This is a genomic window from Hymenobacter tenuis, assembly GCF_054780495.1.
The window spans coordinates 117277-142091 of record NZ_BAAGWF010000004.1 but is presented as its reverse complement, the minus strand read 5'-3'; the positions used below and the strand labels follow the sequence as shown (position 1 = coordinate 142091).

21 protein-coding genes are annotated in these 24815 nt (G+C 56.5%); 15 read left to right on the top strand and 6 right to left on the bottom strand.

The features are described 5' to 3' along the window. Positions 1-159: 159 nt before the first annotated feature. The 5 genes from ACYVGU_RS14050 to ACYVGU_RS14030 all read left to right on the top strand — a co-directional run bounded on the left by ACYVGU_RS14050 (position 160) and on the right by ACYVGU_RS14030 (position 6816). Positions 160-1386 (top strand): multidrug effflux MFS transporter, encoded by a 1227-nt coding sequence (locus tag ACYVGU_RS14050; protein ID WP_460622591.1) that lies wholly within the window; start codon positions 160-162, stop codon positions 1384-1386. A gap of 454 nt (positions 1387-1840) precedes the next feature. Continuing rightward, positions 1841-4966 carry a T9SS-dependent M36 family metallopeptidase gene (locus ACYVGU_RS14045; RefSeq protein ID WP_460622590.1) on the top strand — a complete coding sequence of 1042 codons (3126 nt, stop codon included), beginning with the start codon at positions 1841-1843 and terminating at the stop codon, positions 4964-4966. Between the two features lie 273 nt (positions 4967-5239). Next, positions 5240-5740 carry a hypothetical protein gene (locus ACYVGU_RS14040; RefSeq protein ID WP_460613245.1) on the top strand — a complete coding sequence of 167 codons (501 nt, stop codon included), beginning with the start codon at positions 5240-5242 and terminating at the stop codon, positions 5738-5740. An 83-nt stretch (positions 5741-5823) separates the two neighbouring features. Continuing rightward, the gene (locus tag ACYVGU_RS14035; protein ID WP_460613244.1) at positions 5824-6039 is read left to right on the top strand and encodes a hypothetical protein; all 216 of its coding nucleotides are present in this window, start codon (positions 5824-5826) and stop codon (positions 6037-6039) included. 78 nt (positions 6040-6117) lie between these two features. Then, positions 6118-6816: a metallophosphoesterase family protein gene (locus ACYVGU_RS14030; protein WP_460622589.1), complete on the top strand. Its 699-nt coding sequence runs from the start codon at positions 6118-6120 to the stop codon at positions 6814-6816. 26 nt (positions 6817-6842) lie between these two features. Here the strand turns inward: ACYVGU_RS14030 and ACYVGU_RS14025 are convergent, their stop codons facing one another. Together ACYVGU_RS14025 and ACYVGU_RS14020 are read right to left on the bottom strand one after the other, a co-directional pair. Then, positions 6843-7646: a tetratricopeptide repeat protein gene (locus ACYVGU_RS14025; RefSeq protein ID WP_460622588.1), complete on the bottom strand. Its 804-nt coding sequence runs from the start codon at positions 7644-7646 to the stop codon at positions 6843-6845. 109 nt (positions 7647-7755) lie between these two features. Next, complete coding sequence (locus tag ACYVGU_RS14020; RefSeq protein WP_460622587.1) at positions 7756-8268, bottom strand: hypothetical protein; 513 nt, start codon at positions 8266-8268, stop codon at positions 7756-7758. A 201-nt stretch (positions 8269-8469) separates the two neighbouring features. On the opposite strand from ACYVGU_RS14020, the gene ACYVGU_RS14015 reads away from it, so the two are divergent. The 3 genes from ACYVGU_RS14015 (at position 8470) to rpiB (ending at position 11306) form a co-directional block, all read left to right on the top strand. Further along, complete coding sequence (locus ACYVGU_RS14015; protein WP_460613240.1) at positions 8470-9762, top strand: serine hydroxymethyltransferase; 1293 nt, start codon at positions 8470-8472, stop codon at positions 9760-9762. A 133-nt stretch (positions 9763-9895) separates the two neighbouring features. After that, positions 9896-10753 carry a twin-arginine translocase subunit TatC gene (tatC, locus tag ACYVGU_RS14010; RefSeq protein ID WP_460622586.1) on the top strand — a complete coding sequence of 286 codons (858 nt, stop codon included), beginning with the start codon at positions 9896-9898 and terminating at the stop codon, positions 10751-10753. A 121-nt stretch (positions 10754-10874) separates the two neighbouring features. Further along, the gene (gene rpiB / locus ACYVGU_RS14005; protein WP_460613238.1) at positions 10875-11306 is read left to right on the top strand and encodes an RpiB/LacA/LacB family sugar-phosphate isomerase; all 432 of its coding nucleotides are present in this window, start codon (positions 10875-10877) and stop codon (positions 11304-11306) included. Between the two features lie 67 nt (positions 11307-11373). Here rpiB and ACYVGU_RS14000 read toward each other — a convergent pair whose 3' ends face one another. Beyond that, positions 11374-12789, bottom strand: coding sequence for a hypothetical protein (locus ACYVGU_RS14000; RefSeq protein ID WP_460622585.1), 1416 nt, complete (start codon positions 12787-12789; stop codon positions 11374-11376). A gap of 188 nt (positions 12790-12977) precedes the next feature. On the opposite strand from ACYVGU_RS14000, the gene ACYVGU_RS13995 reads away from it, so the two are divergent. From ACYVGU_RS13995 to ACYVGU_RS13980, 4 genes are all read left to right on the top strand, one after another. Next, positions 12978-13427 (top strand): ribosome-binding factor A, encoded by a 450-nt coding sequence (locus tag ACYVGU_RS13995; protein WP_460622584.1) that lies wholly within the window; start codon positions 12978-12980, stop codon positions 13425-13427. 108 nt (positions 13428-13535) lie between these two features. After that, a complete protein-coding gene (locus ACYVGU_RS13990; RefSeq protein ID WP_460613235.1) occupies positions 13536-14345 on the top strand; it encodes a class I SAM-dependent methyltransferase in 810 nt (269 codons plus the stop codon). 93 nt (positions 14346-14438) lie between these two features. Continuing rightward, positions 14439-15668, top strand: coding sequence for an FtsX-like permease family protein (locus ACYVGU_RS13985; protein WP_460622583.1), 1230 nt, complete (start codon positions 14439-14441; stop codon positions 15666-15668). Between the two features lie 329 nt (positions 15669-15997). Further along, on the top strand, positions 15998-18964 hold the full coding sequence (locus tag ACYVGU_RS13980; protein WP_460613233.1) for a DEAD/DEAH box helicase: 2967 nt from the start codon (positions 15998-16000) through the stop codon (positions 18962-18964). Between the two features lie 303 nt (positions 18965-19267). Here the strand turns inward: ACYVGU_RS13980 and ACYVGU_RS13975 are convergent, their stop codons facing one another. Beyond that, positions 19268-19732, bottom strand: a complete 465-nt coding sequence (locus ACYVGU_RS13975) for a hypothetical protein (RefSeq protein WP_460622582.1) — start codon at positions 19730-19732, stop codon at positions 19268-19270. Between the two features lie 208 nt (positions 19733-19940). Here ACYVGU_RS13975 and ACYVGU_RS13970 point away from each other — a divergent pair, with 208 nt between their 5' ends. The 3 genes from ACYVGU_RS13970 (at position 19941) to ACYVGU_RS13960 (ending at position 22324) form a co-directional block, all read left to right on the top strand. Then, entirely contained in the window at positions 19941-20396 is a 456-nt protein-coding gene (locus ACYVGU_RS13970) for an SRPBCC family protein (protein WP_460622581.1), read from the top strand. A 99-nt stretch (positions 20397-20495) separates the two neighbouring features. Then, entirely contained in the window at positions 20496-21038 is a 543-nt protein-coding gene (locus tag ACYVGU_RS13965; protein WP_460622580.1) for a hypothetical protein, read from the top strand. Positions 21039-21136: 98 nt separating this feature from the next. Beyond that, on the top strand, positions 21137-22324 hold the full coding sequence (locus ACYVGU_RS13960; protein WP_460613229.1) for a class I SAM-dependent rRNA methyltransferase: 1188 nt from the start codon (positions 21137-21139) through the stop codon (positions 22322-22324). 264 nt (positions 22325-22588) lie between these two features. Here ACYVGU_RS13960 and ACYVGU_RS13955 read toward each other — a convergent pair whose 3' ends face one another. Continuing rightward, on the bottom strand, positions 22589-23473 hold the full coding sequence (locus ACYVGU_RS13955; RefSeq protein WP_460622579.1) for a glycoside hydrolase family 16 protein: 885 nt from the start codon (positions 23471-23473) through the stop codon (positions 22589-22591). 40 nt (positions 23474-23513) lie between these two features. After that, positions 23514-24773, bottom strand: a complete 1260-nt coding sequence (locus ACYVGU_RS13950) for a PKD domain-containing protein (protein ID WP_460622578.1) — start codon at positions 24771-24773, stop codon at positions 23514-23516. Positions 24774-24815: the final 42 nt, after the last annotated feature.

Here is a 24815-nt window from a genome sequence, read left to right as displayed (position 1 = left end):
GTTGTCCGCAGCGGAGTCGTTTCTGAAAAAACATTTCGTTGTTGAGCTAATCTTCTTGCTCATTCTTTGGTTAAGAAGCCCAACTGTCTAAAAACCTGACTTTTCTTTTAAAGATGCCACTGACCACTGAGTTGGCCGGATGGTGTCTGCTACCCCTTCATGAGTAAGCAACGCTATTTCTTTCTGATTCTGATTCTTGGTACCCTATCGGCGCTGGGTCCTTTTTCCATTGATATGTACCTGCCGGGCTTCCCGGCCATAGCGCGGGATCTGCACACCACAGTGGCTGAGGTTTCGCTTTCGCTCTCCAGCTTTTTCGTGGGGGTTTCGGCCGGGCAGCTGCTTTATGGCCCGTTGCTCGACCGGTTTGGGCGCAAAAAGCCGCTGTACATAGGCTTGCTGCTGTACGCCTTGGCCTCCTTGGGCTGCTACCTGTCAGCCTCCATTGACTCGCTTATTCTGCTCCGCTTTGTGCAGGCCCTGGGTAGCTGCGCCGCTACGGTGGCCGCCGTGGCCATGGTCCGCGACCTGTTCCCGGTGAAGGATGCACCCAAGGTTTTCTCGCTGCTCACGCTCGTTATCAGCGTTTCCCCCATGCTGGCGCCTACCGTGGGCGGCTATATGGTGGAGGCGTACGGCTGGCAGTCGGTGTTTCTGGTCTTGTTCCTGATGGGTGCGCTTATGCTGCTGGCCTCCGTGTTCTGGCTGCCCGAAAGCTACCAGCCCGACCCTAGCTACTCCCTGCACCCCAAGCCCATCCTGACCACATTTTGGTCGGTGCTGCGCGAGCCTCAGTTCTTTACCTACGCCCTCACCGGCGCCATGACGTTTGGCGGCCTGCTGGCGTACGTTTCCGGCTCGCCCCTGGTATTCATGGATATTTTCGGGGTGAGCGGCAAGGCCTACAGCTGGATTTTCGCTTTGCTCTCGGTGGGCTTCATCGGCTCCAGCCAAGTCAACAGCTGGGTATTGCGCTATTACCGCAGCGAGCAGATTGTGCTGGTAGCTATGGGGTTTCAGTCGATTATTGGGCTAGTGTTTCTGCTGGGCACCGCGTTAGGGTGGTTTGGCGTAGCTGGCACCATCGTGATGCTCTTTCTTTTTCTGTGCTGCCTGGGCTTTGCCAACCCCAACGCGGCGGCCCTCTCCATTGCTCCCTTCTCCAAAAACGCGGGTAGCGCTGCCGCCCTGATGGGCGCCACCCAAATGGCGGTGGGCGCTCTAGCCTCATTCGGAGTGAGTTTGTTCAATACCCACACGGCCGTACCTATGGTGGCCATCATGGCCACCTCGGCCTTGCTGGCCTTACTGATTCAATTGGTAGGGCGCCGCCTGATTGGGCAGCCAGTAGCCGCCGCGGAAGACGCTGGGGTGCTGGTGCATTAAAGCCGGACTATAGCATTCTGCCGCAGTGGCATAAACTGCTGTAAAACAGGTTTTTGCCTAGCTTACAACACGCTTATCAAGCTATACTTTAACGCTTTACGCCTTCAAATACCCTAGCAAAGTACGCGGAAGCCATGCTTCCCGATGACACTGTTACCACTGCGTTTGCCCCCTGGCTTTGCTGCCAGGGGGCTTTTCGTTTTCAGGCACCTAGTCAGTTCCCGTTTTGGCTTGGCTATACCGCTGAGCTACAGCATATTCACAATGACATAATTTTAATATATATGATATTATTAATAAAAATAGCCATTAAGCCAAAGAAAGGCCCTGTCAATTGTAATTATTTCAATGAAGTCCCATAATTAATGAAATAAGTTAAATTACTTATTGAAAAAACTATACCAAACTGTTTACTTACAGTGCGCTATTGCCTTATCCACCATACTCTTACAACATGCATAAACTCTTACCACGCCTGGCACCACCCGTGCTAGCAGCCTCCTTATTCCTAGCCGGTCAGGCTACCTATGGCCAAGGCACGGGGCCTTCGGACCAGAAAGCAGTACCGCAGGCCGTACTGAACCACCTCAAAAAAAACAAACAACTCCTCAAGCTCACAGATTCTGATATTGCCGACGTTGCGGTAAGCAGTCAGACGGAGTCGAAGAGGAGTGGAGTAAAGCACATTTACCTGAAGCAGCGGTACCAAGGCATTGAAATCCATAATGCCATTACCAACGTTAACATGACCTCGGACAACCAGGTCCTGAACGTGGGGAACCGCTTCCAACTTGATGTGAGCAAGCGCGTGAAGCCGGCCAAAGCCCGCCTCACGGCCGAGGCGGCGGTAGCGGCCGCAGCCCGGCACCTGAACATCTCCCTGAAACAGCCGCTGTCAGTTCAGAAAAAGACCGGGGGCACAAACCAAGAGGTTCTGTTCTCAAACGGGGGCATTTCGCTGGAGTCCATTCCGGCTAAGCTCGTGTATCAGCCCATGCCCGATGGCAGCCTGCGCCTGGCCTGGAACGTGTCGATTTACGAATTGAACGCTCAGAACTGGTGGGACATGCGGTTAGATGCTGCTACCGGGGAGGTGCTGGAAAAAGACAACCTAGTAGTACACTGCGAGTTTGACAATGATGGCCCCGGCGGGCTCCCGCTGGGCTACGGCGCTTCTCAGGCTGTTGCGGCATCGAAGCCGTTTAACTTTGCCGCCACCGTAGCGGCCGCCGCCGACCCAGTAGCCAACATCTACAATGTGTACCCTCTGGTAACGGAAAGCCCTAACCACGGGCCTCGGGTATTTGTCAGCACGAGTGCCGCCGATGAAAAAGCCTCGCCTCGAGGCTGGCACTACTCGCCCGCTGGCTCGTTTACTACCACCCGTGGCAACAACGTTTTCGCCTACGAAGACCCTACCAACAACAATAGCTTCGCTACCAACTACAGTCCCGATGGTGGTGCTGACTTGAACTTCAACTTTCCGGTTGACCTGACCAAGCAGCCCGTCACGTACCGCGATGCGGCCACAGCAAACCTGTTCTACTGGAACAACCTCATGCACGACATCTGGTACCAGTATGGCTTCGATGAGGCCAGTGGCAACTTCCAGTATGATGTCTTTGAAAGGGGCGGCATGGCCAATGACCCCGTACTAGCTGAGGCCCAAGACAGCCGCAACATCCCGACGACGCGCAACAACGCCAACTTTGCCACCGGCAACGACGGCTTTGCGCCCCGCATGCAGATGTACCTGTGGAGCGGTATTCCCGATAAGGACTTGTTCCGCATTACCTCGCCAGCTGCCTTAGCTGGCAGCTACACCGCCCTCGAAGGCAGCTTCAGTAAGCCCTTAACCTCCACGCCCGTAACGGGCAAGCTTGTGCTGGCCGCTACGGCCACGGGCGTAGGCCAGGAAGGCTGCAGCGAGTTTAGTAATGCAGCGGCCATCAGCGGTAACATTGCGGTGGTGTACCGGGGTAGCTGTGGCTTTGCCGATAAGGTACAGAACGCTCAAAAAGCAGGAGCTATAGCTGTTTTAGTTATTAACAACGCCGCTGGTGCACCCATCGTCATGGGCGGTGCGCCCACCGTGGCCCTGCCGGCTATTGCTATTCCGGCCGTAATGATCAGCCAGTCCGATGGAGCTAAGGTCCGGACGGCACTGGATGCGCAAACGGAGGTAGTAATTACTTTGAAAAATGATGGCTCAGGTCCGGAATTTGACGGCGACTTCGATAACGGCATCATTGCCCACGAATACGGTCACGGCATCTCTACCCGCCTGACGGGCGGCGCCATGAACTCAACCTGCTTGCGCAATGCTGAACAAGCGGGTGAAGGCTGGAGCGACTGGTTTGGCCTGATGCTGACCACAAAAGTTGGCGACAACGGTGCGAAGCCCCGTGGTATTGGCACATACGCCTCCGGGCAGCCCACCACCGGCCGCGGTATTCGTCCGGCTCCGTACAGCACCGATTTTGCGGTGAATAACTACACCTACGGCGCTACCAACAACACGGCGCTGGCAGCTCCGCACGGCGTAGGTTTTGTATGGGCTACCATGATTTGGGACATGAACTGGGCCCTGATCGAAAAGTATGGGTATCATGCTGACTTGTACAAAGGCACGGGCGGCAACAACATCGCCATGGCTCTCGTGATTGAAGGCCTGAAGCAGCAGCCCTGCAGCCCTGGCTTTGTAGATGCCCGCAACGGCATTCTGGCGGCTGATATGGTCTTGAACAAAGGCGCCAACCAGGAGCTGATTTGGAAAGTGTTTGCCCGCCGTGGTCTGGGCTTTAGCGCCAAGCAGGGCCTAAGCACCAGCCGCATCGACCAAGTGGAGGCCTTCGATATGCCCCCACTGTACGCCTGCTCAGCACCCACCATTACGGTATCGCCCGAAACTGCTGGCTTCGCTGGGGCCGCCCGCAACACCATTTACCTAGGCTATGGTGCTCAGAGCGTGACGCTAACTGCCAGCGGCGACCCAACCTTCCAGTACACCTGGGCGCCAGCAACCGGCCTGAGCAATGCCACTAGTGCTAATCCGGTGTTCACGCCTACTGCGGCTGGTTCGTACACCTTCACCGTTACGGCCGTTAACGCTGACCAGTGCACCCGCACGGCTGAGGTTAGAATTGAGGTGATTGACGTGCGCTGCGGCAATAAGAACGACAAAGTGCAGGTGTGCCACAACGGCAAGCTGCTCTGCATCGGCAGCACCGATGTACTAGACCACCTGCGCCACGGCGACATGGTAGGCACCTGCCAGGAAGAGGCTTCCGCGAGCCTGTTGGGCAGCGAAAGCACCACGGAGGATGGCCTAACGGCTTCACCCAACCCTTCGCGGGGTCGTACGTCCCTAGCCTTCAAACTACCTCAAAGCGGCCACTACCGCCTGGAGGTGATGAACATGCAGGGCTCGGTGGTAACGGTAGTTGCAGAAGGCAACGGCGAAGCGGGGGAAAGCTTCTCGTATGAATTCAGCAAAGGCAAGCTCTCTTCGGGCACTTACATGGCCCGGTTGGTAACCGGCAAAAAGAGCAAGTTCACCCGCATTGTACTGCAAGACTAGGCATCAGCTACCTGCCTGGAAATAGAACGGGAGGCCCTGCTAGTCGGGGCCTCCCGTTTTGTTGCTTGCTGGTAGTGGAAAGCGCTTCGGGTTTGGTTGGCACATGAGCTTAACATCTTTTGCACTAGGCTTCGTGACAGCCCCAACCGTTCAGCTACGCAGGAGGGCACGCCGCAATTTTATGGGCCAGCTACTAGGCCAAACCTAAACCCAAACCCTCAAACCACAGTACACTTTCCTGTAACTCCTCCCATCCTACTAGTCTGCTTATTTATGGCCATTGACCCAAACAATCGTCCCGTTCGCGTAATCAACGACGATACGACGGACCAGGAACTCTCTGCCGGACACATCATCCCGGGTGCTGACCCACCCAAGAACGAAGCAGCGCGTGGTGGCTTCGGCAACCGCGACGGCAAAGAAGGCTACGGCACGGACAGTGAGAACGGTATTACCTCGCTTTCCGTGAATGAAGATGCGGATAAGGCCCAGCGCCCCGCCGATAATATGCGTAGCAACGACGAAGGGCGCTCCGACCGCCCTAACCAGGATATGCCCGACGACCGCGACGCTGACATGCGCCCGCGTCGCCCCGTAGATGAGCTGGATGCGGACGACGACCGCCCCGGCCGCGACGAAATGCGCAACCCGAACTCCCGTGTGGGCATGGGCCAAATGGAGCAACGCCAGCCCAACAACGATGAGCTGGCCCGCCAAGGCACCAACGCCGACCTCACTGACCCGAATGCCTCGGACTCTGCCATTGTGCAGTAACCTGTAGGCCCAGGTTTTTCCTGGCATTTTTAGTTTCCCGCTCTGTTTCTACGTGAAAACGAACCAGTAAACTTCTGAACGCTATGCCCTACAAAAGCAATAACACCAATCAGCAGTCTAAGGAAAACCATGGCAGCCCTAGCCAAACGGAACAGCCGAAAGGCACCGGCAACCTGCCTGTAAATAATTTAGATGAGGCCACCGAAGAGCGCTTGGCCCAGGAGGCCCTAGATGCTGGTCTGCGTCATCCGAACCGCAACCTCGACAAGCCCGATCTGGACAAGCCCGCTTACAGCTAAAAACTGCGGACTCCGTAAAAAAGCACCTGCCACGGCAGGTGCTTTTTTGTTTCTCGTTTCTTCTTTCCAGTTACGCTTATGGCCCGCTACGTTACCACTGATTTGCACGGATGCTTACGCTCGTTTCAGCACCTAGTAGAGGAAAAGCTGAAGCTAACCCCACAAGATGAGCTGTATGTACTAGGTGATTACGTGAACAAAGGACCCGATAGCCGCGGCACCCTCGACTATCTTATGCAGCTTCCGCAACGGGGCTACCACGTGGTGTGCCTACGGGGCAACCACGACCAGGAACTGCTGGACGCCGCCAACGGACACCAACAACTCACCTGGGCCACGGATGAAGACCGCCGTATTACATTACAGAGCTTTGGCGTGGAACGGCCCGAGGACATTCCGGCCCGCTACCTGCGCTGGCTACATGACCTGCCGTATCAGTTTGACGTACCGGGCTTTATTCTGGTGCATGCCGGCTTCGATTTTCGCTTGCCTCCTGAGCAAATGCGCCACGATTGGGACACCATGCTCAATACCAAGGCCTTTACCTACGATGCTTCCCGCACGGGCGGCAAGCGGATAGTACACGGGCACGTGCCCACTCCCACAGCAACCGTGGAAAAACACGTAAAAGCCCACAAAGAAGCTATTTGCCTCGATACAGGCTGCGTGTACCGCCACAACCCGGAGCTTCGCCATCTGGCCGCTCTGGACCTAGACACCAACAAACTGGTGCTGCAACCCAACATAGAGCCCGACTACCCCATTGCGGTTCGATAAGCCAGGCAGGCTAGTGTTTGGCTTCCTTATTCCTGCGGTAGCGCGTCGGAGCGAAGCAGCTGCCGGGCCGCTTCCTGGTACGGGTTCTGAGGGTCGTTGGCTACGGAGCGCAGCGTATTGCGGGCAGCCGTAATTTGTTGATTGCGCCAGTAGGCCATGCCCAGGTGGTAGCGCGCCCGCCGGGCCAGCCCCGAGCCCGACTGCATGGCTACGCGCCGCAGAAATGGTTGCGCCGCCTTAATCTGTTCGGGCTTATCCTGGCTTAGCAGAAAGATGCCGTTGTAGTACATAAGCGTATCCTGGCCCAGGCTGCTGGACGAAATGCGCCGCAAGGAGTGCAGTGCCGGCGCGTAGTGGCCGTCGCGGTAGTAGCGCATGGCTTCGGCCAGCAGAGGGCGTTGCGTCTCCTGCACTACGTCATCAGATAACCCTACCTCAGGCACGTAATACCGGGTCCAAGAGGCCTCCGCATTCGGGGCCGTTGGGCGCAGGATCATCCAGAGCAACACGAGCACAATACCAGCCGCCAACCCCAACAGGCCCCAGCGCTGTTGCGTGCGGCGCTGCCGACGGCGGATGCGGCCCAAGGCGGCCTGGCGCTGATCCAGGCGCAAATCTAGGGCGAGCAGGCGCTGATGCAGGGTTTCGTGCCCGGCCACCCAGCGTAGGTCGGCGGCCAGCTGCTCGTACGCCTGGTAGGCTTGGTACAGCGTAGCATCCTGCTCCAGCCGGACCTCAAAGGCTTCCTGCTCAGCGGGCGTCATCTGGCCATCGGCAAAGCGTTCCAGCTCTTCCAGGTAAGGGCGCAGGTCGAAGGCAGGCAGCGTCATACTACAGTACTAGCGGGAAATAAGCGTAGGGCGGCAGATTGGGGGCATGCTGTAGGTACACAACAGCTCCCAGAAGCTGCTAAGCTACGCAGAAGAGGCCAGCCAGCCATTATGCTTGGGCTCCTTCAGCGCGCAGCCGCAGTTCGTACAGCTTCCGCAGGCAGCTCGATTTCTGGATCCGGGCAACGTTGGCATTGGCGTACCCCATCTTGCCGGCCACCTTCTCAAAGTTGTAGCCCCGGAAGTAGAAATACATCAGCATTTTCTGACACCCTTCTCCTAGCTGCTGAAACATTGCCAAGAGGTGATGGCGCCGACCGGCTTCTGCCCTTGGCAACTCGGCCGTAGTACGGGCAGCTCGCATCTCCTCATCGGCAATGCCATACACATACGCCCGCAAATCGGGTGGCAGCTTGGTTAGGCGCCCATCGGCCACTTGGTCGTAGAACTCTACTACTACGGTCCGGAGCAGGGCGTGGGCCTCCGGGGGGGCCAATTGGTGCTGGCGCCGGGCCCAGCGGGCAAACAGGTCGCGGTTCTGCTCATAAAACGTAATCAGAAACGACTGGTTTCCGATGCGTAAGCTGGTCAGGACTTCGGCAAGCTGCTGGGGCGAGTTCATGCAGGCAAGGTAAGGCGAAGTTGCGAGATGCGGAAGCAGTGCCCGTGGCCAGCCGGTTACGCTAGCACGTACCGGTTCAGGTCTGCACCTGCCCTAGGCCATTACCTTCTCTAAAGCCACACCACAATTGCATGGAGGGTTTGGCAAACTCCCGGACCTAGTGCGTACTCATTTCACTATTCATCCGCTACCTTTGAAGCTATGGAAACGCAAGCCACTACCCTCACCCACGACACCGTAATTTTCGACCTGATTCAGAAGGAGAAAGCACGGCAAACTCACGGTATTGAACTCATTGCCTCCGAAAACTACGTGTCGGAGCAAGTGATGCGGGCCCAGGGCTCCATCCTCACCAACAAATACGCCGAGGGTCTGCCCGGTAAGCGCTACTACGGTGGCTGCGAAATTGTGGACCAGATCGAGCAATTGGCCATAGACCGGGCCAAGGAGCTGTTCGGAGTAGAGTGGGTAAACGTGCAGCCGCACTCCGGCGCCCAGGCCAACGCCGCCGTCATGCTGGCCATCCTGAACCCCGGCGACAAAATCCTCGGCTTCGACCTGTCGCACGGCGGCCACCTGACGCATGGCTCGCCCGTTAACTTCTCAGGCAAACTTTACAAGCCTAGCTTTTATGGCGTAGAGCGCGAGACTGGTCTTATTGACTGGGAGAAAGTAAAAGAAACAGCCCGCCGCGAGCAGCCGAAGCTCATCATCTGCGGTGCCTCGGCCTACTCCCGCGACTGGGACTACAAAGCCCTGCGCGAAGCGGCCGACGAGGTAGGCGCGCTGTTGCTGGCCGATATTTCGCACCCTTCCGGCCTGATTGCCAAGGGCTTGCTGAATAATCCCTTCGACTACTGCCACATCGTTACGACGACGACGCACAAAACCCTGCGCGGCCCGCGCGGCGGCCTGATCATGATGGGCAAAGATTTCGAAAACCCCTTCGGCCTGAAAACCCCGAAAGGTGAAATTCGCATGATGAGCAGCCTGCTGGACTCAGGTGTATTCCCCGGCACCCAGGGCGGCCCGCTTGAGCACGTTATCGGCGCAAAAGCCGTAGCCTTCGGCGAAGCGCTCAGCGACGCCTACACCGACTACACCCACCAGGTTATCAAAAACGCGCAGGCGTTGGCAGGTGCCTTCGTGGAGCGCGGCTACCAGATTATTTCGGGCGGCACCGACAACCACCTGATGCTAATTGACCTACGCAGCAAAGGCCTAACTGGCAAAATTGCGGAGAACACGCTTATCAAGGCCGACATCACCATCAACAAGAACATGGTGCCCTTCGATGATAAGTCGCCCTTTATTACCAGCGGCATGCGCATTGGCTCGGCAGCCGTAACCACCCGCGGCCTGAAGGAAACGGATATGGTTCGGATTGTGGAGTTCATTGATGAAGTGCTGACCCATAACGACGACGATACCCGCATTGCCCGCGTTCGGGGCCAGATCAACGAGTGGATGGAGCAGTATCCGCTGTTCGTTTAACTTCCGGAATGGCTGAGTAGCTAGGCCTATTTGACACGAAAACTGGTCCGGCAGCATCCTGTTCGGGCTGGTTTTCGTTTGTCTGTCACCCTAGTCCTGACTCCTTCGTTTATTTCCTCATTTCCCCCGTTCTGTGGATCCTAATCAACCTGCGCTGGGCAACCAGCAGGAAATGTCTTTTATCGACCACCTGGAGGCCTTACGCTGGCACATCATCCGGGCGGCTATTGCGGTAGTGATATTTGCCCTGGCGGCCTTTTTCTCCAAGGATTTCCTATTTCACGACCTGATCCTGGGTCCTTCCCGCCCCGACTTCTGGACGTACCGGATGTTCTGCCAGGTGGGGGAATGGCTGCACGCGCCCAGCCTGTGCATCGATAAAATTGGTTTTGTTATTCAGAACCGTGAAATGAGCGGGCAGCTGACCATGCACATCAGCACCTCTTTTATTGTGGGCCTGGTGCTGGGTTTTCCGTATTTGTTCTGGGAGCTGTGGCGCTTTATTAAGCCCGGTCTTTACCCGCATGAGCAGCAGAACTCGCAGGGGGCCGTATTCTTTGTATCGGTGCTGTTTGCCTTGGGCCTGCTCTTTGGCTACTACATTGCGGCGCCCATGAGCATCAACTTTCTGGCGGGCTACGTGGTAGATGCTACCATTGAAAACCAGATTGACATGCAGAGCTACCTGAGCACACTCACGACCATGTCGTTATCGTGTGCTTTTGTGTTTGAGCTGCCCATGATTGTGTTCTTCCTGGCCAAAGCTGGTTTGATAACGCCCGAAATCATGCGCGTGTACCGCAAGCACGCCATTGTGGTTATTCTGGTTATTGCGGCCATCATCACGCCTCCCGATGTATCGGCCCAGATTATCGTGACCATTCCTATCATTCTGCTCTATGAGCTGAGTATTAACATTGTCCGGGTAGTAGGCCGCAACCGCACTGCTTCCTTGAACGCACAACTAACTGAAAACAAAGGCATAGCATAGCCCTTGATACGGAACAAGAAATGTGCTGATGAGCTTTACCACTAGCTGCGTCAGCACATTTTTTTTGCCATCTATACTACCTTCACTCCTCTCTCTCAACTCACTTTCCTAGCTCACTCACATGACGAAACTTGCCATTGGTTCCGACCACGCCGGCTTCGAGCAAAAGCAAATGCTGCTGCACTGGCTCCGCGACAACGGGTATGAGGTCCAGGATTTTGGCACCTACTCCGCCGACTCTGTGGACTACCCTGATTATGTGCATCCGCTGGCCTCGGCCGTGGAGCAGGGCGAGTTTGAGCTGGGCATTCTGCTGTGTGGCTCGGCCAACGGAGTGTGCATTACGGCTAATAAGCACCAGGGCATTCGGGCGGGGTTGGCCTGGGAACCGGAGGTAGCCACCCTGATTCGGCAGCACAACAACGCCAATATTGTGTGCATTCCGGCCCGCTTTGTAGATGCCGAAACAGCCCGCGCCATTACCAGCCAGTTTCTGAACACCGCTTTTGAAGGCGGCCGCCACCAGACTCGCATTGATAAGATAAGCTGCTAAATATTAGCGCCATACTAAGAGCGGGTTTGCGCTGCACTAGGTCCTAGTGCAGCACAAACCCGCTCTTTTATTTACTTAAGCGGTACACGCCGGGTGTGTTCGTGGGCTGGTACCGGCCAAAAATATCGGGGATTTTGTATTGCAGTTCTGGCACTAGCCCGGCCTGGTCGATCAGGTATTGAGGCGGGTTGTTTTGGAAGTTGCGGGCCACCCGGAACACCGCATCATATTCCTTCAGGTGGCCAAAATCGGCCTGCGCTAGGCGCCAGTCGAAGTACGGAGTAGCCAAGCGGTTCTGGACGTAGGGGCGCTGATCGGGACCTAGTACCAGTAGGCGCTGCCCCTGTAGAAAGGCATATTTGGGCTCCGGATTTATGGCATAGTTACCTTCTCCCGGAATCTGGATAACAGTTTCTAGGTGCAGCACCGACCGATACCGCACAACCACCACCAGCCCAATTACCACCAACAGCAGCAGTTCCGGTACCCAGGCCCGCCGCCCTTTCTGCCACAGAAACAAGCTGAAATACGTGAGGGGTGGCAAAATAAGCACCAACGTGCCGGTAGCCATACCACGGCCGGCCGCCCCAATGGCCACCGCCACCACCAGCCAAATCAGCATCAGCTGCTGAAACTTAATCTGGAACACAAGTCCGAGGGAGGTAGTGAAGCTACGCACTAGGCCTAGCACCAGCAGCAACCCCGGCAAAATCAGTAGGCGCAGCAGCACCCATAGCGGCAGCCCATCGGTTTCGGTTACTAGGCCGCGCAAGGTGGGCTGCAGATGAAACTGAGCAAAACCCGGCAACGACTCCGTGTACAGAAAGAACGTAGCCACCACTGCATACGGAAACAAAAAGCCGCAGACCAGCAGCAAAAAGCTCCTAAACGAGTTGGCCGCGAAGATGATAACGGCAAACAAGCCCACCAGCAGAAACAACGCCAGCGGCAGGTAGCACAGCGCCGCTACCCCAATCAGAAAGCCGGCCCGGAACAGCCGCCGGTTATCGTAGCCCTCGCGGGAGGTGGGCAGCAAGGCGCTCAGGGCCGCAATCAGAAACGAATGGCCCAGCAGCAGCGGCGACAACGCATCTAGCTCGGAGGTGAGGCTGCCGAGCAGCAGGTAGGTGAGGGCGCCCACGTAGCCGCGCTCCGGGTGCACATCGGCCCGGTTGAGCACAAAGTTGAAGCGCAAGGCCTGAAAAATCAGCAGAGCCAAGGCCAGCAAGCGGTAAAGCCACAATGGCCGGGCACTTACTAGGTCTAGGGCGCCATAAAAGGCGGCGGCCAGCGGCGCCATGCTATCATAAATATCCTGGTACAGCAGGGCGCCCTCCTGCAGCCGCTCGCCTACCAGCAGGGCCCGAAGCTCAGCAGGCGTAAGCGGAATGCCCAGCCACAGCAGCGGAAGCCGCAGCGCCAGCAACAGCAGCAGCAAGGCAAAAAGCCGGGTGGGCAGGGAGCTTTTGAAAAATTGCAGCAAGGCGAAATCAGCAGTTTAAAACGAAACAGACCCTAGTGCCGGAAAAACAAAGTGGCCTACTAGCCGGCAAATGTACGGTTCCGGCAAGGCCGCACCCAGCTTTCTGGCGTTAGCGCCCCTAGGTAATTACCTAATCATCTATTCCCTGCGTTACCTAATCACCCCAAACGGTATCTTTGTAAATTCTTATGGAAAGTAAACGACAGCAAAAAGTAGCTAGCCTGCTCCAACAGGAGTTGGCCGCCGTATTTCAACGCGACCTTCCCCACCTGTTTCCGGGGCTGCCGCCGGGCATCAGCCTGATTCGCGTTTCCCCTGACCTGGGCATTGCCCGCGTGTACCTGAGCCTGTTGGTGATGGCCAAGGATACCAGCGGCGAGGACCTGCTGCTGCTAGTGAAAGACAACCAGAAAGGTATTCGGCAGGCATTGGCCAAGCGCGTGCGCCAGCAGTTGCGCATCGTACCGGACCTAGTCTTTTTCCTGGATGACTCGGCGGCTTACGCAGCACATATGGACAAGATATTCGGCGACATTCACATTCCGCCGACCCCTAGCGAAGGCGATGATGCCGCCCAAGGCGGACCAGAGGGCGGCGCCCCCAAGCGCCCCAAGCTTTTCGCCGACGAAGACGAATAACCGGTGAAATGACGAGGTAGTACTTTGTTCAGGTATCAAGCTGATGCCTGTGCTAGGTACTACTAGCTTCTCAACCTCACCCATTCATCACCTCACCAGCTCACCCCTTTGTACTACGACCCGATTAAGAAGTCGCTCGGCGAAGTATTTAACCGTACGCCGTGGCTCCGCCGCCTCTTCTACCACCTGCTCGATTTGCTCCTGCTCCGGACCTGGCACGTGCACCGCGAGCTGCGCCAGTGGGCCAAAGGCCGCACCGATGCCGCCACCAGTATTCTGGATGCCGGCTCCGGCTACGGGCAGTACACTTACTGGATGTCGGGCCTGAGCAAGAAGTGGGAGATTCTGGCCGTGGATGTGAAGGATGAGCAGGTTGCCGACTCCAACCGCTTCTTCCGCCAAATCGGCCGCACCAACGCCCAGTTTGCCGTGCAAGATCTTGTGCTGTACCAGCAGCCCAACACCTTCGATTTGGCCCTGTCGGTGGATGTGATGGAGCATATTCTGGAAGATGTGGAAGTGTTCCGCAACATTCACGCCTCGCTCAAAGACGGCGGCATGCTGCTCATCTCCACCCCTTCTGACCAGGGCGGCTCCGATGTGCACTCCGATGGCGAAACCTCCTTTATTGAGGAGCACGTGCGCGACGGCTACAACATCCACGAGATTCAGCAAAAGCTGCGTACAGCAGGCTTTGAGCGCATTGAGGCGCAGTATAGTTACGGGGAGCCGGGCCAAATATCCTGGCGGCTGAGCATGAAGTACCCCATCCTGATGCTGGGCTACTCCAAGTGGTTTTTTGTGCTGCTGCCCTTCTATTACCTCGTTACGTTCCCGTTTTGTTTGCTCCTAAACTGGTTCGATGCCAACACCAAGCACGATTCGGGCACTGGCCTGATTGTGAAGGCCTGGAAATAGACCTTTTGCGCCCGGCGGCGTATCTTGGCTGCTGATTAACCTACCAATTTTCGTTATTACGCCCTTTCACTAGCTCCACCCCGCGCCCCGCACGTGAACGTACCTTTGCTCATTGCCCGGCGTTATTTTCTCTCGAAGAAGAAGCGCAACATCATCAGCATTATCTCCAACATCTCCATGGTGGGCGTGGCCGTGGGGACGATGGCGCTGATTATTGTGCTTTCCGTGTTCAACGGCCTCGAGGACCTAGTGCGGAGTTTGTACGGCAAGTCTGATTCGGATTTGCTTATCACAGCCGTGCAGGGCAAGTCGTTTCCGGTTGATGCGCGTCTGCTGGCTAAGTTGCGGGCCACGGCGGGGGTAGGCATCATTACGGAGGTAATTGAGGACAACGCCCTGCTGCAGTACCGCGACCGGCAGATGGTAGTGAAGATGAAGGGCGTTTCCGACAACTACTACAAGCAAAGCAACATCGACTCGGCCATTGTGGATGGCAACCACGATTTGCACCGCGACGGGCTGGATTATGCCTTACTAGGAGCCGGCGTGCAGCACGAGCTCAGCATCACGCTCGACAACCGGTTTTCGCCTATGCGCTTACTGTACCCGCGTAACACGGGCCGCAAAACGCTGAGCATGAACCCAGAAACTGCCTTTACGGAGCAGAACATCCTGGCGGGCGGTGTATTTCTGATTGAGCAGCACATCGACGACAGCTATGTGTTTGTGCCCCTGGAGTTTGCCCAACAGCTGCTGCGCTACGAAAACCGCCGTACTGCCCTCGAAGTGAAGGTGAAACCCGGCCGCGACATTGCGCAGGTAAAGGATGACCTGAAACAGGAGCTAGGCAAGACGTTTAAAGTCCTAGACTCTGATGAGCAGCACGTTAGCCTGCTCAAAGCCATTAAGGTGGAGAAGATGTTTGTGTTCATCACCTTCGCCTTCATCCTGCTTATCGCCAGCATCAACATCTTCTTTTCGCTTTCCATGCTAGTCATTGATAAGCGCAAAGACATTGCGGTTCTGATGGCCATGGGGGCTAGTACGCGCACGATCCGCAATATATTTCTGCTTGAGGGCGCTATTGTGGCCCAAGTGGGCGCCATTACCGGGTTGGTGCTGGGCGTGGGTATCTGCTGGATTCAGCAAACCTTCCATGTTGTAAGCATGGGCATGGCTACTAGCGTCGTAGATTCCTACCCCGTCAAGATGCAGTTCGCCGATGTGATGCTTACGGGCTTGGCTATCGTCTTTATCACCATTGCCGTATCCATCCGGCCAGCGCTGAATGCCTCGCGCCTCGACTTGCGGGAAAACCTGTAGGCTACTACTGAAAATTTACATCCGGATTGTATAGAGCGCTCTGCCAGCCCACATCGGGCTAGTTGGGCGCTTTCTTTGTTTTACTATAGGCCCAGCTCTACGTGCTTACTTACTGTTGAGCCTACGTGCATTTGACACATAAAAAGATCCTATAACTTTCGGAAGAAATGCCGGTTACCTTCATATACCTCAAAGGTTAGTTCGACCTATATTTTAACATTGTTCATCTTTATAATGTAACTATTCTTGGAATGAATTTTACTTTTCGATAAATAAATATCAATTTAGCATTTGTTCTTACTTTCGAAGCTGCACTATAGTAACCGACTATGAAGGTTTCCACTTCACAGCCCTTTCAAATCGTCTATTCTCTGCTTGAGCACGAGTATCTTGGTTATCTGTTTGAATCGTATGTAGTGCAGCGCAACCAACGCGGTCAGCTCACACTGCAGCACCAGACAGTATCGGCCAAGAACGCGCCTGAGTTTGCGGACGGTCTGGACGTGGTAGACTTTGAGCTGGTGGCTCTCACAGACCAGATCCAACAGGATGCGGTTATTAAGGAGTTCTGGTCGAAGAAGACTACTCCGGCTGAGTTTTTCCTTAAGATTTACGACCCAGAGAAAGGCGACAAAGCCTTGCAGGAAGCCATTTGCCTGTATGTACAGGAGCGGATGGGCCAGATCCTGAACCGGCTGCAGGGAAAGAATGTGTTCATTATGGGCAAGGACGGTGAGCCGACCTGGCGCGAAATAATGGTAGCACCGGAGCGGGCTTCGGTGCTTTTTCATTTTCGGCGCAACGAGGACAGCACGCATTATTTCCCCACCATTCAGTACAAGGGCCAGAAGCTTGAATTTCAGTACAAAAACGCCGTAATCGTTTGCGAACAACCGGCGTGGCTGCTGGTAGACGATGTGCTGCACAACTTCCTGAACGATGTGGACGGCAAAAAGATCAAGCCCTTCCTTAACAAGAAGTTCATTGTAATTCCGCGCCAGGTAGAGGACAGCTACTTTCAGCGTTTTGTGGCCCCGCTAGTAGAGTCGTTTGATGTGCACGCCCGCGGGTTTGATATTCGCTCGGAGCGCTACATTGCCCGCCCCCAACTCACGTTTTCTGATGTGCCCGGGGTTAGCGTGGCGGCAGCACCTAGTACGCCCAGAGGCGCTACGGCAAGCAACGGCCGGCGTGGCAGCACGGCCACCCTAGAAGCCCCCGATTCGGATCTGATCCATTTCGACTTGAGCTTCCGCTACGGCGACCACACCGTGCACACAGCCTACGATAAGCGCGTGTGCGTGAAGCTGGAAAAGCAGGAAGACACCTACATCTTCCACCGCCTCATCCGCAATCTTGATAGGGAGCAAGAGATTATTACGGAGCTGCGCGACCGGGCCTTGGAAGTTCGGAATGGCCGCGCCATTCTGGAGCGGGCCACCGCCTTCCGCTGGCTACATAACCATGCCGATGAGCTGGTGCGCCTAGGCTTCACGGTACAACAAAGCCTGACCTCGGGCAAAGACTATTTTATTGGGGCCATCACGGCACAGGTAGGCATCACGGAATCCAACGACTGGTTTGATGTGCACGGCATTGTGCACTTCGGGGAGTTTGCCGTGCCCTTCATTAAGCTTCGGCCTTACATCCTGAACAAGCGCCACGAGTTCCGCCTGCCGAACGGGCAAATTGCCATCATCCCGGAGGAGTGGTTTACCCAGTACCTGGAGCTGTTTGCCTTTGTAGAGGAGCACCACCAGATGCTTACGCTGCGCAAGCACCACTTAGCACTGGTTTCCGACTTACAGAATGGCAACTTGGCCACGGTGGTGATGAGCCGGAAGCTAGAAAAACTGCGCGAGTTTGAGGCTGTGGAAGACCGGCCCCTACCCGCCGGTTTCCGCGGCGAGCTGCGCCCCTACCAAAAGGCGGGCTACAACTGGCTGCATTTTGTGCAGGACTACCATTTTGGCGGCTGCTTGGCCGATGACATGGGCCTAGGAAAAACCGTGCAGACGCTAGCCATGCTGTTGCAACGCAAGGAAAGTGGTGCCGCCAAAGGCGCCGCGTCCTTGCTGGTAATGCCAACCTCCTTGGTGTACAACTGGATGACGGAGGCGTTTAAGTTTACGCCCAACCTGCGCCTGCTCATTTACACCGGCACTTACCGCGACAAAAACGTGGAGCAATTCGCTGAGTATGATGTCGTGCTGACGTCGTATGGCATTGTGCGCCTGGATGCCGAATTGCTCAAGACGTACAAGTTCGATTATGTGATTCTGGATGAGTCGCAGGCCATTAAGAACCCTAGCTCTACTACCTCCCAGGCCGTACGCGGGCTCCACTCGCGCCACCGCCTCATCCTGACGGGTACGCCCGTGGAGAATAGCACCATGGACCTGTGGTCGCAGATGTCGTTTATCAACCCCGGGCTGCTGGGGAGCCAGTCGTTTTTCCGCAAGGAGTTTCTAAAGCCGATTGAAAAGGGCAAGGATGAGCTGAAAACCAAGCGCCTCCACGCACTTATTAAGCCCTTTATCCTGCGCCGCCACAAGGCCCAAGTAGCCACGGAGCTGCCCGAAAAGATTGAAAACCTGAGCTACTGCCCCATGACAGAGGAGCAGCAGCATTGCTACGAGGAAACCAAGAGCTTCTACCGCAATAAGATTCTGCAAAGCATAGAGGAGCATGGCACGGCCAGTACGCAGTTTATGCTGCTGCAGGGCCTCACCAAGCTCCGCCAGATTGCCAACCACCCCCGCATGGCCGATGCGGAGTATGAGCATGAGTCGGGCAAGCTGCGGGAGGTTATCCGGATGATCAAGAGCGTGGTTTCAGAAGGCCATAAGGTGCTAGTATTCAGCCAATTTGTGAAGCACCTGGATATTGTGCGCGCCTCCCTGGATGAACGCCAGATTGAGTACGCGTACCTCGATGGTAACACCCGCGACCGGCACAAGGAGGTTACTAGGTTCCAGGAAACCGAAGACCTACGCGTGTTCCTGATTTCGCTGAAAGCGGGCGGCGTAGGCCTCAATCTCACGGCTGCTGATTACGTGTTTATCCTCGACCCGTGGTGGAACCCCGCCGTGGAGGCCCAGGCCGTTGACCGGGCCCACCGCATCGGGCAGCAGCGCACGGTATTCACGTATAAGTTCATCACCCAGAATACGGTAGAGGAAAAAATACTAGCCCTTCAGAACAAGAAAATCCAGCTAGTTACGGACCTTATTACTACCGATGAGGCCATCATCAAGAGCCTTACCAAGGAGGATATTGAGGAACTGCTGGGGTAGTGCTGAGTTACTCAGGAAGGCATAGTTCGTGCGCTGACGTCACTTCCAACAGAAGGACCATGCTGAGCTTGCCGAAGCTTCACGCCAGGCAGCTTGGTAGCGCTTGAATACATAGAACTAACCGCCGCAATAGCTACTCCGAAGAAGCTGGCGTGGTAGCAGGTTTGGAGTACTCGCGGCCGATAGATAAGCACTTCCGGCTAGGCCTGCGGGCACGCAGCTACTACCTGGTTTCGGTCACTATTTTTAAGATGGTTACGCCTGCTCCAACGCTCACGTACCCTTTTTAGAGTAGGACCCGCTTTACTGAATAAGGCGGGTCCCGTCGCAGTTGTAGGGGCACTTTTCGTAGCTTCTGGCTACCAGTGTAGCGTCGGAAAGGTGGGCTTTGGTGCTGGTGATGTCCACGCCCTGCTTATCAACTCCGACCACTGCAATGCCATGAAAGCCCTCATCGTCTAGGGTGCGGTAAATCCGGATGCCGTAGCAGTCAGTGGTCTGCTTGATGGTCTCGATGACCTTGATGTTGCAGTAGTTGGAGCTGGTATTGTCCTTGTACCGCTTCTTGTATTTTTTGGCCAGCTTCGTGGCTTCCGACACGGAAATTGGCTGGCCGGCATCGGGGTCAAAGTGGTCGGTGAAGCGTTTACCCACGTCGCCTCTGAAATACCTTTTCGGCTTAGGGTGCCCTTGTTTGCGTGAGCTCAGGAAATACACTGCACCAGCCAACAACAGGCCAGCGCCAACGAGGGCGTTTGGGTTTTTCATGGCAGAAAAATGGGTAAGGATATACCAGCTACACTCGGCCGCAAAGCGCTAATACATAAATATATAAATATTATTTTGGATATAAGCAAAAGTTTAAAGAGACCTTCCTTCGTATCTTCACTAAGGACTACTACTCTATCTGCATGAGGCAGAGGCAATGGGCGCCAGTAGCGAAAACAAAGGGCCTACTGCGGAGGTACTAGGGCATATGCATTTCACTTTGAGTACCCACGTAGCCGCACCGCCGGCGCAGGTTTGGGCTGGCTTTACTAGGGAGCTGTTTCTAGCCTTAGCGCCTCCGTTTCCACCGTTTCGGCTGCTGCGCTTTGATGGCTGCCACCGCGGCGACGAGGTGCATATTGAGCTCGGCGCCGGTCCGGCCCGCTTCCACTGGACCTCCCTTATCACCGACCATGGCACCACGCCAGATGGCACCTTTTACTTTGTAGACGAAGGCCAGAAGCTTCCGCCGCCGCTGCGCTACTGGCGGCACCGCCACCTCATGCAGCCGGCTCCTGGTGGCGGCACCTACATCACCGAAGACCTGGAGTACCGGACGGGACTGAAGGCGTTGGATGTACTGCTTTACCCGGCTATATGGGCGCAATTTGCCTGGCGGCAACCTATTTACCGGCGCTGGTTTGGGCAAGTTCAGGCACGCTAGGCACCTAGTAAAATCAGGCTGGGGCAGCGCGAGCCCGACAGCTGCCGTATAGGGTGGCAATAAGCCGCGTATCTTGCTGCTGCTCCCCGTTCTGACCGTATGCCTACATCTTCTACTCCTGCTGTCCGCCGTTTTCGGCTTTCTGTTGTATTGGCCGTGTTACTAGGCCTGCTTGTGGCCCAAGGTTGCCGCAGCACCCAGTCGGCGTATCGGTTTCAGCCTTCCGCGCCGGTAGTAGCAGCGCGCCCGGTTCCGTCTGGGCCGGTAGCCACTGCGCCGGCTTCAGTTACAGATTCCGATAAAGCAGCGGCACTATTCCCTAGGCCTCAGCAACAGCCAAAGCGCCGACAGCTGCGGCAAGAGGCGCGCCGGGCGCTAACGCAGGCACCAGCCACCGTAGTTGCACTAGCCAAACGAAGCCTGCAACCTAGCCACCACAACACGCAAGCACTGCAACGAGCAGCTGGGCCTAAGCGCACAACTGAAGTAGGCTTGGGCACAACCGTTCTGGGCGTGCTGGGGCTGGTTGTGCTGCCGGTCTCGCTGATTGGGCTTCTGATTTGGGGCGGGCCGGTGTGGGCTGTGCTGGCTGGGCTATCGGCTATTGCCATTCTGGTAGCGTATCTGGACCCGTTTGAGTAACTGACTGGATATGGCAGCAGCTACAAATTCAGTGGGCCTACGGATAGGAAAAATTAGGAGGCTACCTTTGTAGTCCATTTTCCTAATGCCCCGTTGCCATGACCGCCACTATCACGCTCAAACCTGGTAAAGACCAGTCTCTTCGTCGCTTGCACCCGTGGGTGTTTTCCGGGGCCATTGCCCGGATGCAGGGCGAGGTAGTAGAAGGCGAAGTGGTGATGGTGCAGGCCCACAACGGCGAGGTGCTGGGCGTGGGCCACTACGCACCCGGCTCCATTGCAGTACGTATGCTTGGCTTCGGACCCGAGGCACCACTGCCCGATGCCGCTTTCTGGGAAGCACGGCTGCGGAATGCCTTTCAGCTTCGGCAGGGCCTAGGGCTTACGGGCACCGGCAATACCAATGTGTACCGCCTCACTCACGCCGAAGGTGACGGTCTGCCCGGCCTTATTATCGACGTGTACGGCGATACGGCCGTGGTGCAGGCGCACAGCGCCGGCATGTACAAGGCCCGCCCACTTATTGCCGCGGCCCTGCAAGCCGTTATTCCGGGCCTGCGCGCTATCTATGATAAGAGTGCCGAAACGGTGCCCGCCAAGGCCGCGCCCGGTGCCCAAAATGGCTACCTCTTCGGGGAAAGCAGCGGGCAAGAGCACATTGTGCACGAGAACGGCCACCCCTTCGCGGTAGATTGGGAAACGGGCCAGAAAACTGGCTTCTTCATTGACCAGCGCGACAACCGCAGCCTGCTGGCCCGCTATGCCCCCGGCCGCCGCGTGCTCAACACCTTCTGCTACACGGGTGGCTTTAGCTCCTATGCCTTGGAGGCGGGCGCTGAGCTAGTGCACTCCGTTGACTCGAGCAAGAAAGCCATTGAACTCACGGAGCGCAACGCAGCCCTCACCGGCCTAGAAAGCAAGCACGCGGCTTACGCCGAGGACGTGTTCAGCTTCATGAAGCACAGCCAGGAACAATACGACCTCATCGTGCTCGACCCACCGGCGTTTGCCAAGCACCTCTCGGCGCGCCACAACGCCCTGATGGGCTATAAGCGTCTGAATGCGGCCGGCATCCGGCAGATTGCGCCCGGGGGCCTGCTGTTCACCTTCAGCTGCTCGCAGGTAGTCTCGGCGGAGCTGTTTGAAGGCGCCGTGCTGGCCGCCGCTATTGAGGCCGGCCGCCCGGCTCGCATTCTGCACCGCCTCACCCAGCCCGCCGACCATCCCGTCAGCCTTTTCCATCCGGAAGGTGAGTACCTGAAAGGACTGGTGCTAGCTGTAGAGTAAGCAGCCGGTAGTCACCAAAAAGCCCGCCTGTCCAGCACGACTAGCCCCTCTTATCAAGGGAAGTCAACTGCTGGGCAGACGGGCTTTGGCTTGGTACCAGGCCTAGTAAAACCGAAGGCCGGTCTGCACCCCTAACAGGCAGACCGGCCCCGGAACTACCCATCCGGCCATTGAAGCCGAACGGGGTACGCGTGAACTACTTTAGTGGGCGGCTACTGCTGAAACCTGGTTTGTTTCTCAGCCCCAGGTGGCAGTGGCATACGCTTATTTATACTGGTAATACCGCACGTAGTCCACCTGCATTTGCTGCGGGAAGGTGGTGGAAGCATCCGGGTTGCCGTCGAAGTCACCGCCAACTGCCACGTTCAGAATCATGAAAAACGGGTTGTTGAACGGATACGGGCTAGCGGTGGTACCTGTGAAGGTGAAGTACGGCTCGGGGTTGCCGTCGAGATAAAAGCGGGTCATGTTCTTGCTCCGCACCACGCTGAAAATGTGGAAGTCAGCCGACAAGTCGAAGTCTAGGTTCTTTTCCTCGCCCTTCAACTCGCGGGCGCCCGTGCTGTTGGCAAAGTGCACCGTGGAAAGCAGCACCGTAGGCCGGCTACCGCGCAGCTCCATGATGTCGATTTCGCCGCACTTGGGCCAGTTGTTCTGGTCGATATCCGCGCCTAGCATCCAGATGGCCGGCCATACGCCTTTGCCTTTAGGCACTTTGGCGCGCACATCAATCCGCCCGAACTGGAAGTTTTGCTTGCCCTTGGTAACCAACCGGGCCGAGGTATACCCGTTGCTGCCCGACTGCTGCCGACGCGCCTGAATGGTAAGATTGCCACCGCTCAGGAAGCTGTTTTCGGTGGAGTTGGTATAGTTCTGCAGCTCATTATTACCCCAGCCCCAGCCGCCCAGCTCATACGACCATTTGGTTTGGTCGAGGGTGCCGCCGTCGAACTCGTCGGCCCACTTCAGCTCGGTGTATTGGCCGTAGTCGCGCGCTTCTTCATTTACTACGGGCGTAACTGGTGTGGGCGGCAACGGGGCCGGCACGTTCTTGGATTTGGATTCGGTGCAGGAGCTCAGGCTCAGCGCCATCAAAAAGGTGGCGCCGAGCTGTGCTTTCCGCACTCCAATCAGGAATTTATTTTTCATGAACTACAAACAGTACTGTACCCGAACAGTCGAGCTTTTCTTACTTCGCAACCATCTTAATGGTGAATACGGTTCCACCGGCTTGGCCACTGCCGGCCCGAATGGTCATCTTCTTGTCGTCAATGGAAAGAATCCGATATACGCGCTCCGTAGGCGAAGCATCGGTGGCACCAATGAAGGAACCAGCCTTCGACAATGTGAACTGGGCTAGCCCAGGACCTGCGGCTGGCCCGAATACGTAGGCCGAGGTGCCGGTTTCGGGTGCTTTGCAGGTGTAACCAGCTGCTGCCGAGAAGGTTTCAGCTAAGGCATTGTAGCTGAATACATTGGCCGTCGAGAAAGTATACTCGTCGTCGGACTGGCAGGCAGGCAATTCGCCGGGTTTCACGCCGGGGAAGTAGGCTACGGGGTTAGCCTCAGTGCCTACGGTAATAGGAGCATCGGCGGCGTTGTCCAGCTTCCAGGTTTTGGAAGAACCACCCGTGAGCAGCAGCTTAATAGGAGCCGTCGCATCGAAGGGAGCCAGCGTGATGACGGTGCGGGTACCATCGGGGTTGGTGCCACGCAGGCGCAGCTTGGTATCGGTAGCCTCCAGAATGTCGTAGGTCTTGTTGGAAACTGAGTCAGGCAGGCCAATGAAGGCGCCTTTACCTTTCAGAATAATCTGACCTAGTCCGTTGCTGCTGGGCTTGTACACGAAGTTACCCGAGCGGTTCAGGGAGGTGCCACACGCACCGTTCTGGTACGTCTGGCCCGCGCTTTCGTAGTTGAGCGTGTAGCCGTTGCTGAACGAGAACTGGTCGTCGAGCTGGCAGCCGGGCAGGGTCGCGGAGGTAGAAAGTACCGCGCCGGTCGCCGACTCTTTCACAATGGAGCCTGCTGCATCAGCAATAGACCACACCCGGGTGCCGCTGCCGGCACAATCTACGAGCTTGCTGAAGGCGTTGTTGGTGCAGGCATCCGGAATCACCACGGCCTGCTTGGCCGAAATGCCCGTGCCGCCACGGCCCGCCGTAATCAGCTCCACCTGGTACGTGCCAGGGCGGATGTAGGTGTGCGTAACGGGGGAGCCGGAGGCGCGGGTGTTATCACCGAAGTTCCACTGGTACAAGAAACCATCCTGGCTGGTGCTGGTGAAGGTAACTACCGTGGGGTACTCGGTGGTGTTCACGGAGTAGGTGAAGCTGGCCTGAGGTACGGCGCCCTCCAGCTTGTAGTCGTCGCCTTCCTTTTCGCAGGAGGCGAGCAGCAGCGGAGCGACCAGCAGGCCCAGCGCAGCAATGCGGGTAATATGATTCATGGGGAATTTGCGTGGGAAGTGAAGTGGGAAAGCTGGCCGGCT

Bases quoted from the DNA above. Each gene is read 5' to 3' on its own strand.
- ACYVGU_RS14050 (WP_460622591.1), top strand. From the start codon at position 160: ATGAGTAAGCAACGCTATTTCTTTCTGATTCTGATTCTTGGTACCCTA.
- ACYVGU_RS13975 (WP_460622582.1), bottom strand. From the start codon at position 19,732: ATGAAAAACCCAAACGCCCTCGTTGGCGCTGGCCTGTTGTTGGCTGGT.
- ACYVGU_RS14030 (WP_460622589.1), top strand. From the start codon at position 6,118: ATGGCCCGCTACGTTACCACTGATTTGCACGGATGCTTACGCTCGTTT.
- rpiB (WP_460613238.1), top strand. From the start codon at position 10,875: ATGACGAAACTTGCCATTGGTTCCGACCACGCCGGCTTCGAGCAAAAG.
- ACYVGU_RS14020 (WP_460622587.1), bottom strand. From the start codon at position 8,268: ATGAACTCGCCCCAGCAGCTTGCCGAAGTCCTGACCAGCTTACGCATC.
- ACYVGU_RS14015 (WP_460613240.1), top strand. From the start codon at position 8,470: ATGGAAACGCAAGCCACTACCCTCACCCACGACACCGTAATTTTCGAC.
- ACYVGU_RS14025 (WP_460622588.1), bottom strand. From the start codon at position 7,646: ATGACGCTGCCTGCCTTCGACCTGCGCCCTTACCTGGAAGAGCTGGAA.
- ACYVGU_RS14045 (WP_460622590.1), top strand. From the start codon at position 1,841: ATGCATAAACTCTTACCACGCCTGGCACCACCCGTGCTAGCAGCCTCC.
- ACYVGU_RS13965 (WP_460622580.1), top strand. From the start codon at position 20,496: ATGCCTACATCTTCTACTCCTGCTGTCCGCCGTTTTCGGCTTTCTGTT.
- ACYVGU_RS13955 (WP_460622579.1), bottom strand. From the start codon at position 23,473: ATGAAAAATAAATTCCTGATTGGAGTGCGGAAAGCACAGCTCGGCGCC.
- ACYVGU_RS14035 (WP_460613244.1), top strand. From the start codon at position 5,824: ATGCCCTACAAAAGCAATAACACCAATCAGCAGTCTAAGGAAAACCAT.
- ACYVGU_RS14040 (WP_460613245.1), top strand. From the start codon at position 5,240: ATGGCCATTGACCCAAACAATCGTCCCGTTCGCGTAATCAACGACGAT.
- ACYVGU_RS13980 (WP_460613233.1), top strand. From the start codon at position 15,998: ATGAAGGTTTCCACTTCACAGCCCTTTCAAATCGTCTATTCTCTGCTT.
- ACYVGU_RS13995 (WP_460622584.1), top strand. From the start codon at position 12,978: ATGGAAAGTAAACGACAGCAAAAAGTAGCTAGCCTGCTCCAACAGGAG.
- ACYVGU_RS13950 (WP_460622578.1), bottom strand. From the start codon at position 24,773: ATGAATCATATTACCCGCATTGCTGCGCTGGGCCTGCTGGTCGCTCCG.
- ACYVGU_RS13960 (WP_460613229.1), top strand. From the start codon at position 21,137: ATGACCGCCACTATCACGCTCAAACCTGGTAAAGACCAGTCTCTTCGT.
- ACYVGU_RS13970 (WP_460622581.1), top strand. From the start codon at position 19,941: ATGCATTTCACTTTGAGTACCCACGTAGCCGCACCGCCGGCGCAGGTT.